At 56.9% G+C, this 10,686-nt stretch carries 14 protein-coding genes; 8 read left to right on the forward strand and 6 right to left on the reverse strand.

What is annotated here, in order from left to right; all coding sequences use genetic code 11:
- Nucleotides 1–10 precede the first annotated feature (10 nt).
- Genes AX755_RS04705 through AX755_RS26030 form a run of 4 tightly spaced genes read left to right on the forward strand, consistent with a single transcriptional unit; the run spans nt 11 to nt 2,141 of the window.
- On the forward strand, nt 11–604 hold the full coding sequence (locus AX755_RS04705; protein WP_013098669.1) for an XTP/dITP diphosphatase: 594 nt from the start codon (nt 11–13) through the stop codon (nt 602–604).
- Nucleotides 597–1,745 carry a radical SAM family heme chaperone HemW gene (gene hemW, locus AX755_RS04710; protein WP_062856372.1) on the forward strand — a complete coding sequence of 383 codons (1,149 nt, stop codon included), beginning with the start codon at nt 597–599 and terminating at the stop codon, nt 1,743–1,745. The genes AX755_RS04705 and hemW overlap by 8 nt, the downstream gene beginning before the upstream one ends.
- 56 nt (nt 1,746–1,801) lie before the next feature.
- A complete protein-coding gene (locus AX755_RS26025; protein WP_373371646.1) occupies nt 1,802–1,993 on the forward strand; it encodes an endonuclease domain-containing protein in 192 nt (63 codons plus the stop codon).
- Nucleotides 1,971–2,141 carry a DUF559 domain-containing protein gene (locus AX755_RS26030; protein ID WP_373371647.1) on the forward strand — a complete coding sequence of 57 codons (171 nt, stop codon included), beginning with the start codon at nt 1,971–1,973 and terminating at the stop codon, nt 2,139–2,141. The genes AX755_RS26025 and AX755_RS26030 overlap by 23 nt, the downstream gene beginning before the upstream one ends.
- Nucleotides 2,142–2,223: 82 nt before the next feature.
- On the opposite strand, the gene AX755_RS04720 is transcribed toward AX755_RS26030, so the two are convergent.
- The 3 genes from AX755_RS04720 to trmB are packed head-to-tail and all read right to left on the reverse strand — an operon-like array spanning nt 2,224 to nt 4,042.
- Nucleotides 2,224–2,940: a DUF2884 domain-containing protein gene (locus AX755_RS04720; RefSeq protein ID WP_014833228.1), complete on the reverse strand. Its 717-nt coding sequence runs from the start codon at nt 2,938–2,940 to the stop codon at nt 2,224–2,226.
- A 56-nt stretch (nt 2,941–2,996) separates the two neighbouring features.
- Entirely contained in the window at nt 2,997–3,323 is a 327-nt protein-coding gene (locus AX755_RS04725; protein ID WP_003862421.1) for a YggL family protein, read from the reverse strand.
- Nucleotides 3,323–4,042 carry a tRNA (guanosine(46)-N7)-methyltransferase TrmB gene (gene trmB / locus AX755_RS04730; RefSeq protein WP_020689542.1) on the reverse strand — a complete coding sequence of 240 codons (720 nt, stop codon included), beginning with the start codon at nt 4,040–4,042 and terminating at the stop codon, nt 3,323–3,325. The genes AX755_RS04725 and trmB overlap by 1 nt, the downstream gene beginning before the upstream one ends.
- Before the next feature lie 144 nt (nt 4,043–4,186).
- Here trmB and mutY point away from each other — a divergent pair, with 144 nt between their 5' ends.
- From mutY to AX755_RS04750, 4 genes are all read left to right on the forward strand, one after another.
- Nucleotides 4,187–5,239, forward strand: coding sequence for an A/G-specific adenine glycosylase (gene mutY, locus AX755_RS04735; protein ID WP_181033767.1), 1,053 nt, complete (start codon nt 4,187–4,189; stop codon nt 5,237–5,239).
- A gap of 25 nt (nt 5,240–5,264) precedes the next feature.
- Nucleotides 5,265–5,537 carry an oxidative damage protection protein gene (locus AX755_RS04740; RefSeq protein ID WP_013098674.1) on the forward strand — a complete coding sequence of 91 codons (273 nt, stop codon included), beginning with the start codon at nt 5,265–5,267 and terminating at the stop codon, nt 5,535–5,537.
- Between the two features lie 56 nt (nt 5,538–5,593).
- Nucleotides 5,594–6,670 (forward strand): membrane-bound lytic murein transglycosylase MltC, encoded by a 1,077-nt coding sequence (gene mltC, locus AX755_RS04745; RefSeq protein ID WP_013098675.1) that lies wholly within the window; start codon nt 5,594–5,596, stop codon nt 6,668–6,670.
- Between the two features lie 264 nt (nt 6,671–6,934).
- Nucleotides 6,935–8,191 (forward strand): nucleoside permease, encoded by a 1,257-nt coding sequence (locus tag AX755_RS04750; RefSeq protein ID WP_013098677.1) that lies wholly within the window; start codon nt 6,935–6,937, stop codon nt 8,189–8,191.
- Between the two features lie 33 nt (nt 8,192–8,224).
- Here the strand turns inward: AX755_RS04750 and citG are convergent, their stop codons facing one another.
- From citG to citF, 3 genes are all read right to left on the reverse strand, one after another.
- Nucleotides 8,225–9,028 (reverse strand): triphosphoribosyl-dephospho-CoA synthase CitG, encoded by an 804-nt coding sequence (citG, locus tag AX755_RS04755; RefSeq protein ID WP_047024491.1) that lies wholly within the window; start codon nt 9,026–9,028, stop codon nt 8,225–8,227.
- Nucleotides 9,006–9,545: a citrate lyase holo-[acyl-carrier protein] synthase gene (citX, locus tag AX755_RS04760; RefSeq protein ID WP_062856374.1), complete on the reverse strand. Its 540-nt coding sequence runs from the start codon at nt 9,543–9,545 to the stop codon at nt 9,006–9,008. Before citX ends, citG begins: the two co-directional genes overlap by 23 nt.
- 2 nt (nt 9,546–9,547) lie before the next feature.
- On the reverse strand, nt 9,548–10,686 hold a 1,139-nt coding region (gene citF, locus AX755_RS04765), incomplete at its 5' end, for a citrate lyase subunit alpha (RefSeq protein WP_231883348.1).

A 10,686-nucleotide genomic window follows, 5' to 3' on the forward strand; every position in this document is an offset into this window, starting at 1 on the left:
GGATAAAACGATGCAGAAAGTTGTTCTCGCTACCGGCAACGCCGGTAAAGTGCGCGAGCTGGCCTCGCTATTAAATGATTTTGGGCTGGATGTGGTGGCGCAGACCGAGCTTGGCGTGGAGTCCGCCGAAGAGACCGGCCTGACGTTTATCGAAAACGCGATCCTGAAAGCACGCCATGCCGCACAGGTCACCGGCCTGCCCGCGATTGCCGATGATTCCGGTCTGGCGGTTGATTTTCTGGGCGGTGCTCCGGGCATTTACTCTGCCCGCTATTCAGGCGTGGACGCCACCGACCAGCAGAATCTGGAAAAGCTGCTTGTCGCCCTGAAGGATGTGCCAGACGAACAGCGTACCGCGCAGTTCCACTGCGTGCTGGTCTATATGCGTCACGCTGAAGACCCCACACCTGTCGTCTGCCACGGCAGCTGGCCGGGGGTGATTACCCGTGAAGCCGCCGGTAACGGCGGCTTTGGCTACGATCCGATTTTCTTTGTCCCGACTGAGGGCAAAACCGCCGCGGAACTGACCCGCGAAGAGAAAAGCGCGATTTCCCACCGAGGACGCGCCCTGAAACTGTTACTGGAAGCCCTGCGTAATGGCTAATTTGCCGCCTCTGAGTCTTTATATTCATATCCCCTGGTGCGTGCAGAAATGTCCGTACTGCGATTTCAACTCGCATGCGCTGAAAGGTGAAGTGCCGCACGATGATTACGTTGCGCATCTGCTGGCCGACCTGGATGCCGATGTACCTTACGCACAGGGACGTGAAGTGAAGACCATTTTTATTGGTGGCGGTACGCCGAGCCTGCTGTCAGGCCCGGCGATGCAGACGCTGCTGGACGGCGTGCGTGCGCGCCTGAATCTGGCAGCGGATGCTGAAATTACGATGGAAGCCAACCCCGGTACCGTTGAGGCCGACCGTTTTGTCGAGTATCAGCGGGCGGGCGTGAACCGGATTTCCATCGGCGTGCAAAGCTTTAGCGAACCGAAGTTAAAACGACTGGGGCGTATTCACGGCCCGGAAGAGGCGAAGCGGGCGGCAAAGCTGGCTACTGGGCTGGGTCTGCGCAGTTTTAACCTCGACCTGATGCACGGCCTGCCGGATCAGTCGCTGGAAGAGGCGCTGGACGATTTGCGTCAGGCGATTGCCCTGAACCCGCCGCATCTTTCGTGGTATCAGCTGACCATCGAGCCCAATACGCTGTTTGGCTCTCGTCCGCCGGTGCTGCCGGATGACGATGCGCTGTGGGATATCTTTGAGCAGGGCCATCAACTGTTGACCGCCGCAGGCTATCAGCAGTACGAAACGTCGGCCTATGCGAAGCCGGGCTACCAGTGCCAGCACAACCTGAACTACTGGCGCTTTGGCGACTATCTGGGCATTGGCTGCGGCGCGCACGGTAAAGTGACGTTCCCTGACGGGCGTATCCTGCGTACCGCAAAAACGCGCCATCCGCGCGGGTATATGGAAGGTCGTTATCTCGAACGTCAGCACGATGTCGAGGCGGTGGATAAGCCGTTTGAGTTCTTTATGAACCGCTTCCGCCTGCTGGAAGCCGCGCCGCGTAAAGAGTTTGCCCTTTATACCGGGTTGGCGGAAACCGTGATTCGCCCACAAATTGACGAGGCGCTGGCACAGGGGTATCTCACGGAATGTGAGGAATACTGGCAGATCACCGAGCACGGCAAACTGTTCTTAAACTCCCTTCTTGAGCTGTTCCTCGCCGAAGAATCTGAAGGCTGATTCAGGATTTTGCATCCCGTTCTGCCAGCTGAGGGAAAGGCTGGCAGAGTGTGGGGATGGAAAAATCAAAACAACTCCGCAAACAAATGACACCCGAAGAGATACGCCTCTGGTATTTACTCAGAGGTCGTCGCTTCTTTGGGTATAAGTTTCGCCGTCAGATGCCGATTGGTGCGTATATCGTGGATTTTGCCTGCATTAAGACAAAGCTAATTGTTGAGCTGGATGGGGGGGCAACATCAGGATAAAGAGGAATATGACTCGCATCGTACCGAGTTTTTAAATACCAACGGATGGGAAGTCGTACGGTTCTGGAATAATGAGTTTCGCGTTAACGAAGAGGAAGTGTTGCATATCATTCTTCAACGACTGCAGAGCCTGATGCCCTCACCCTAACCCTCTCCCACAGGGAGAGGGAACGATTACACCCTCTCCCATGGGGAGAGGGCTGGGGTGAGGGGCCCTGCGCGCAGAGGGGCTACTTCAACGTCCCCACCAGCGCCTTCCTGCTGTCTTCCAGCGACACCACGCGTTTACACACGTCTTTACCGAACTGCTGGAAATCGGCTTCCTGATTCTTCCACTCGTTCTGAATCGAGGTCTGCAGACCGCCCAGGCTACCCAGTACGCCCTGCAACGGGTTACCGCCGCCTTTCAGTACCGCTTTGGCGCCCATCTCGTTAATGCTGTCCTGCAGGATGCCGCCCATGGCCTGATTCACCAGCTGCTGGCCGTCAGCACGCACCTGATCAATCGCTTTGTAGTGGAACGTCAGGCCGTCGGTACGATGCTCGATAATCCGGTTCATCTGCTCTTTCAGCTGTTTGTCGAGCTTCGTCAGGCGGGTGCGCATGTTGCTGCTCTCACCTACCTCTTTGGTAATGATCTTGTCCAGCGCGACGCGGCCTTTTTCAACGCGGGTCAGGGCGCCTTCGTCAATCCACGGCAGCGCGGTACGCAAATCGGCCTGGTAGTCTCTGGCCTGCTCACGCTGCGCGGCGGTCAGGTTGTACTGCTTGCCATTGAACGTGACATCACCCTGCGGCGTGATGACCAGATTGCCGTTCTCACCTTTAACCTGAACGGTTTGCGGACTTAACACCACGTCATCACGCGGGGTGACGCTACATTTATACTCCGCATGGGCGGTGAATCCGGTTGCCATTAAGGCAACAGCCAGCAACGTTTTGCGCATCTTTAACACTCCCTCAGACAAAATGGGCCAGCTAATGCTGGCCCCTGACTTCTTTATTAGTCCCACCAAACGTCGAAAAGTTCGCTGACGCGAACATCTTCCAGTTTGTGGTCTTCAAGCCATTTACGTACCAGCGCCTGATGTTCTTCGGTGCATTTACCCACTTCCTGGGTGCAGATAAGGCCTTCCCACGCCAGATAGCCGCTACCGTCGAAGGCCAGCTTGTTTGGCTCGATCACCTCGTTGATGAACGCATCAACGTCCTGATCGATCTGCTCAACGCTGGTGCCTTCCGGGAAACGCCAGGCAACGGAGAAGCCCACTTCCTGGAATTCTTCGATGTGCATCTTTTTACGCAGACGACGGCTACGATTCTTTGCCATTATTTCACCCTCTCGAACATTAAGTCCCATACGCCGTGACCAAGACGATGGCCACGCTGTTCAAATTTCGTTACCGGACGCGATTCCGGACGCGGTACATAGTCGTTGCTCTCTGACTGGTTTTTATACCCGTCCAGAGACGACATCACTTCCAGCATATGTTCCGCATAAGGTTCCCAGTCGGTCGCCATATGGAAGACACCGCCCAGTTTCAGCTTACTTTTTACCAGCTCAGCAAACGGCGCCTGAACGATACGGCGCTTATTATGACGTGCTTTGTGCCACGGGTCAGGGAAAAAGAGCTGAACCATGTTCAAAGAATTGTCAGGAATCATTTTGTGCAGCACTTCCACCGCGTCGTGACACATCACGCGCAGGTTCTCGACCCCCTCTTCGTGGGCGGTGGCCAGACACGCGCCAACGCCTGGGGAATGCACTTCTATGCCGAGGAAGTTCTGCTCCGGGCGGGCTTTCGCCATGGTCACCAGCGAGGTGCCCATACCAAAGCCGATCTCCAGGGTCACTGGCGCATCGCGACCGAACAGGTCGGCAAAGTCGAGCGGCTGCTCGCTGAACTCAACGCCCATCACCGGCCAGTAGTTGTCCAGCGCGTGTTGCTGCCCTTTTGTCAGGCGACCCTGACGGCGGACAAAGCTGCGAATACGGCGCAGCGGGCGACCGTTTTCATCAAATTCCGGTGAAATGACGTCGTTTTTCATAAAAGAGTTGTCTGCTTGTGAGAATGTTCGGGAAACGGGCATTATCCAAAGTTAAGGCTTCTATGCAAGCATGGGAAAGATCCGGTTTACAGCAGATTGACGCTGTGCTGCAATCGGCGTCCCTGATTATACGAATCGATGACCATGCAAGCCTCTCAATTTTCAGCCCAGGTGCTGGACTGGTACGACAAATACGGGCGTAAAACCCTGCCCTGGCAAATTGAAAAAACGCCTTACAAAGTATGGCTCTCCGAAGTGATGTTGCAACAAACGCAGGTTGCCACGGTGATCCCTTACTTTGAGCGTTTTATGGCGCGCTTTCCCACGGTAACCGATCTGGCCAACGCGCCGTTAGACGAGGTGCTGCACCTGTGGACAGGGCTTGGCTACTACGCCCGCGCGCGCAATCTGCACAAAGCCGCACAGCAGGTCGCGACGCGCCACAACGGTAAATTCCCGGAAACCTTCGACGAGGTGGCGGATTTACCCGGCGTTGGGCGATCCACCGCGGGTGCCATCCTCTCACTGTCCCTCGGCAAACATTTCCCGATCCTTGACGGTAACGTGAAGCGCGTGCTGGCACGTTGCTATGCGGTTGACGGCTGGCCGGGGAAAAAAGAGGTCGAAAAACGGCTGTGGGAGATCAGCGAAGCGGTGACCCCGGCAAAGGGCGTGGAGCGGTTTAACCAGGCGATGATGGATCTCGGTGCGATGGTCTGCACGCGCTCGAAACCAAAATGCGAGCTCTGCCCGCTCAATAACCTGTGCGTGGCGTACGCAAATCATTCATGGGCGCAGTATCCCGGTAAAAAGCCGAAGCAGGCGCTGCCGGAGCGCACCGGTTACATGCTGTTGATGCAGCACGGGGACGAGGTCTTTCTGGCGCAGCGCCCGCCGAGCGGCCTCTGGGGTGGTCTATACTGCTTCCCACAGTTTGAAGATGAAGCCACGCTGCGGGCCTGGCTTAAACAGCGCGGCATTGCTGCCGATAACCTGACGCAGCAGACCGCGTTTCGCCACACTTTCAGCCATTTCCATCTGGATATTGTGCCGATGTGGCTTCCCGTGTCCTCCTTCGCCTCGTGCATGGATGAAGGCACCGCTCTCTGGTATAACTTAGCGCAACCGCCATCAGTCGGGCTGGCGGCTCCCGTGGAGCGCCTGTTACAACAATTACGTGCCGGTGCAATGGTTTAGCATCGGCTAAAAAAGAGGAATGAGTATGGCCAGAACCATTTTTTGTACTTTCCTGCAGCGCGACGCTGAAGGCCAGGACTTCCAGCTCTATCCGGGCGAACTGGGTAAGCGCATTTATAACGAGATCTCCAAAGAAGCCTGGGGACAGTGGCAGAAAAAACAGACCATGCTGATTAACGAGAAAAAACTCAGCATGATGAACCCGGAACACCGCAAGCTGCTGGAGCAGGAGATGGTGAACTTCCTGTTCGAAGGTAAAGACGTGCACATCGAAGGCTATACGCCGCCGGAAAAATAACAGCGCGCGGGGGAAACCCCGCCGTTCAAGCAAACACAACACGCACTCCCGGAATGATGAAAAAAATTTTAGCGCTAGCCCTTGTTGCGCCGTTGCTTGTCTCGTGTTCATCCAAAAAAGGCGATGAATACAACGAAGCCTGGGTTAAGGACACCAACGGTTTTGATATTTTGATGGGGCAGTTTGCCCACAACATCGAGAACATATGGGGATTTAACGAAGTTCTTATCGCCGGACCTAAGGATTACGTTAAGTACACCGACGCCTACCAGACCCGTAGCCACATCAACTTCGATGACGGTACGATCACGGTTGAAACCATCGCGGGGACTGACCCTGCGGCGCATTTACGGCAGGCCATTATCAAAACCCTGCTGATGGGCGACGATCCGGGTTCTATCGATCTCTACTCCGACGCCGACGACATTACCATTTCTAAAGAGCCGTTCCTGTACGGTCAGGTCGTGGACCAGACCGGTCAGCCAATCCGCTGGGAAGGCCGCGCCACGAAATTCGCCGACTATCTGCTGCAAACGCGTCTGAAAAGCCGTACCAACGGCCTGAAAGTGATTTATAGCGTCACAATTAACCTGGTGCCGAACCACCTCGACAAGCGTGCGCATAAGTATCTGGGCATGGTGCGTCAGGCGTCACGTAAATATGGCGTGGATGAGTCGCTGATCCTGGCGATCATGCAGACCGAATCGTCCTTTAACCCGTACGCCGTGAGCCGTTCCGACGCGCTGGGGCTAATGCAGGTTGTCCAGCACAGCGCCGGAAAAGACGTGTTCCGCGCACAGGGGAAATCGGGCACGCCGAGCCGTAGCTATCTGTTTGACCCGCAAAGCAACATTGATACCGGTACGGCCTATCTGGCGATGCTGAATAATGTCTATCTGGGCGGGATTGATAACCCAACCTCACGTCGTTATGCGGTCATTACCGCGTACAACGGCGGTGCAGGCAGCGTGCTGCGTGTCTTCTCGAATGACAAAGTGCAGGCCGCAAATATCATCAACAGCATGGCGCCGGGGGATGTGTACGCCACCCTCACCACCCGCCACCCGTCTGCGGAATCCCGTCGTTATCTGTATAAGGTGAATACGGCGCAGAAGAACTATCGTCGCCGATAATCAACACACCTTCTCCTGCAAGGAGAAGGTGTTCTGCTTCCCCTCTCCCTGTGGGAGAGGGCATCAGGCCGCACCTACCCCATCTCACCCCACCCATACGAAAATGTTATTTGCATCACAATCCAAACTGCAAATTAATGTGGATTGCATTTTTTTGCGGGAGGTAACAAAACATATCGTTGCCAACTGATAGAATTGCATCAAATAACAACCCTGAATGTTCCTATAACAACATATCTCCCGCTCACTTGTGAGGAAAGTAACATGAACCTTAAGCTGCAGCTTAAAATATTGTCGTTTCTGCAGTTCTGCCTGTGGGGTAGCTGGCTGACTACACTCGGCTCCTATATGTTTGTGACGCTCAAGTTCGATGGTGCGTCAATCGGTGCCGTCTACAGCTCGCTGGGTATCGCGGCGGTCTTTATGCCAACGCTGCTGGGGATCGTGGCGGATAAATGGTTGAGTGCGAAATGGCTATACATGCTTTGCCACCTGGTGGGCGCGGGCACGCTGTTTATGGCAGCCCAGGTCACCACGCCGGGGGCGATGTTTATGGTGATCCTGCTTAACTCGCTGGCCTACATGCCAACGCTTGGGCTGATCAACACCATCTCCTACTACCGCCTGAAATCCGCCGATATGGATATCGTGACCGACTTCCCGCCGATCCGTATCTGGGGCACCATCGGTTTTATTATGGCAATGTGGGGCGTGAGCTTCGCGGGCTTTGAACTGAGCCATATGCAGCTCTACATCGGTGCGGCGCTCTCCGTGGTGCTGGCACTGTTTACCCTGACGCTGCCGCATATTCCGGTATCTAACCAGCAGAAAAACCAGAGCTGGAGCACCATGCTCGGCCTGGACGCTTTCGCGCTGTTTAAAAACAAACGCATGGCGATCTTCTTTATCTTCTCCATGCTGCTGGGCGCGGAACTGCAAATCACCAACATGTTCGGCAATACCTTCCTGCACAGCTTCGATAATAACCCGCTGTTCTCAGGCAGCTTTATCGTTGAACATGCCTCGGTAATGATGTCCATCTCGCAGATCTCTGAGACGCTGTTCATCCTGACCATCCCGTTCTTCCTGAGCCGCTACGGCATCAAGAACGTCATGCTGATCAGTATTGCCGCGTGGATGTTGCGCTTCGGCCTGTTCGCCTACGGCGACCCAAGCCCGTTCGGCACCGTGCTGCTGGTTCTGTCGATGATTGTTTACGGCTGCGCCTTCGACTTCTTCAATATCTCCGGTTCGGTGTTTGTGGAAAAAGAGGTGAAACCTGAAATCCGCGCCAGCGCACAGGGTATGTTCCTGATGATGACCAACGGCTTCGGCTGTATCCTGGGCGGCGTGGTGAGCGGTAAAGTGGTTGAGATGTATACCACCAACGGCATTACCGACTGGCAGCCAGTGTGGCTTATCTTCGCCGCATACTCGCTGGTGCTGTTCTTCGCGTTTATCGTGCTGTTCCAGTACAAGCATGTACGCGAACCGCACGGCGCACAGCCAGTCGCGCATTGATTATTGTGCCGGGTAGGCGAAGCCGCCACCCGGCTATTTTATTGCAGCAAGCACCCACCCCACCGACAGCAAATCCGCGCTGCCGCCCGGGCTCAGGTTGCGTTCAATCAATGCGTTATCCATTCTACGCAACGCTTCACCATCCCAGCCGTCAGCCAGCAGTTCCCGCGCATAGCCCTGAACGTAGCCCAGCCCCTCAATGCCGCCGCGCGACACCAGATTGCTGTCCTGATTGATTGCCATCAGGCGTAACAGCAGGCCGTGAAGTGAATGTCCGTTCCACTGCGCCAGCGCTTTACGCACCGTCGCAAATCCACTCTCCGCCTCGCCGCGCGCGCCGGTTAAGCCGTACTGCCGGAACTGCCGCTCCCCCGCCGTCGCCTGCCCGCTGCGTTCGGCCAGCTCCCGCGAAACCAGCCCGTGGCAGATGTTACTCACCTCACAACAGAGGCTTTCTGCGGAGATATTTTTCACACGCCCGGCGGCGAAGCAGAGTAAACCAAGGGCAAAAATGCCCCCTTTGTGCGTGTTCACCCCGTTCGTCGCGGCATACATCGCCTGCTCACAGGCCATCCCCATCGGGCGGAGGAGCCGTAACTGTTCGCCTGCGGGTTTATCGGCATGCGTGTTACCCAACTCAGCAAAGCGCGAAAACCACGGCGTAATCGCCATAATGCTGCGGACAAACAGCGCGTGATCCATATCACGATGAGAGCCGTTATTGAGCCTGTCCACCAGCCCCGGTTTCGGTGTCAGCGCCAGCTCCTGCCACAGCGCCTCTGCGGCAAGCGCGGGGACGTCAAGCGGGCGCGGTTTAGTCGCGAGCAAACCAGTCATCGATCATCTTCTCCACGCGCGCCACCACCTGCTCCACAGGATGTTTGCGCGAACGGGAACAGGCGTGGGCAGGTTCATCACAAATCAGGCAGCGTCTGAGATGGGAGCCCAGCGACTGACGTCCAACGTGGCCGTTTTCAGGGCAAATCACATCCAGATCCCACAGCCTGCCAAGCGGGTGCGTCTGCTCCAGCTCCGCACAGTGGGCTTTGATTTCTGCCGCGGGATGGGCCACACACCACAGCGCTTCGGGCCCGGTCGGGAGCCACAGCACCTGGCGGTCCAGCACCTGCCAGCGGTTTTCCCACAACAGCTGGTCGCACATTTGTAACGCCACGCCCATGGTGTTGCGATAGCGCAGGCTGTCTTTGATCTCCCCGGGTGTTACCAGCGTGAGGGAGATCACCGGTTGTTGATAGTGCGTAAGCCAGTCAGCCTGACGGGCTGCGCGGCGCTCTTTCGCCGCCAGCAGCGCGTCCAGGCTGACACCCGTCCGCACGGGTGTCGCAATGGTCATATTCACTCCTTTACCTGTCGAACGGTGTCGATCACGCTGCCGTCGCGGTAGCGGATCACCCCGACAATTTTGTCGGTGAACTCAATCGGTTTCGGTACGCCTGTCAGCGAAATTGCCCGCTCATAGAGGGCGTTGATATCCACAACCTTCAGCCCTGCTTCCATGAGGCGTTCGCGGATCTCCGGGCGCGCCGGGTTGACCGCAATGCCGTGATCGGTGACCAGCACGTCGATGCTTTCGCCCGGCGTGAGGCGTGTGGTAACGCGCTTCACCACCGTCGGAATGCGGCTACGCAGCAGCGGCGCAACGACGATGGTCAGGTTCGCCGCGGCGGCCACGTCGCAGTGCCCGCCGGACGCGCCGCGCATCACACCATCGGAGCCGGTAATGACGTTAACGTTGAAATCGACGTCAATCTCCAGCGCGCTGAGGATCACTACGTCCAGTTGGTCGCAGCTTGCCGCCTTACTGCCGGGGTTGGCATAGACGTTAGTGGAGATCTCCACGTGGTTCGGGTTGCGCGCCAGCGAGGCCGCCGCCTGGCCGTCGAAGCACTGGGTATCGAGCAGCTTTTCGATCAGCCCCTTCTCGTGCAGATCTACCAGGCTGCCGGTGATGCCACCCAGCGCAAAGCGTGCCTTCACGCCGCTGCGCTCCATCTTCTCTTCCATAAAGCGGGTGCAGGCGGTGGCCGCCGCGCCGGAGCCGGTCTGCATCGAGAAGCCCGGTTTAAAATAGCCGGAGTGCTCAATCACATCCGCCGCATAGCGGGCAATCATCAGCTCGCGCGGGTTACTGGTGACGCGCGCCGCGCCGACGCTGATTTTTGCCGGATCGCCCACGCTCTCCACCTGCACGATGTAGTCCACCTGATCCTGCACCAGGCTGGCAGGCATATTGGGGAACGGCACCAGCGCTTCCGTCAACAACACCACCTTGCGGGCAAAATGGGCGTCCACCATCGCGTAGCCCAGCGAGCCGCAGCATGATTTCCCGTGCGTGCCGTTGGCGTTACCAAACTCATCGCTGCACGGCACGCCAAGAAACGCCACGTCAATGTTCAGCTCACCGTCCTGCAGCAGCTTTACGCGCCCGCCGTGAGAGTGAATTTGTACCGGCTCGTCCATCAGCCCGTGGGAGA

Source organism: Enterobacter sp. SENG-6, from assembly GCF_001605945.1.
GTDB lineage: Bacteria > Pseudomonadota > Gammaproteobacteria > Enterobacterales > Enterobacteriaceae > Enterobacter > Enterobacter cloacae.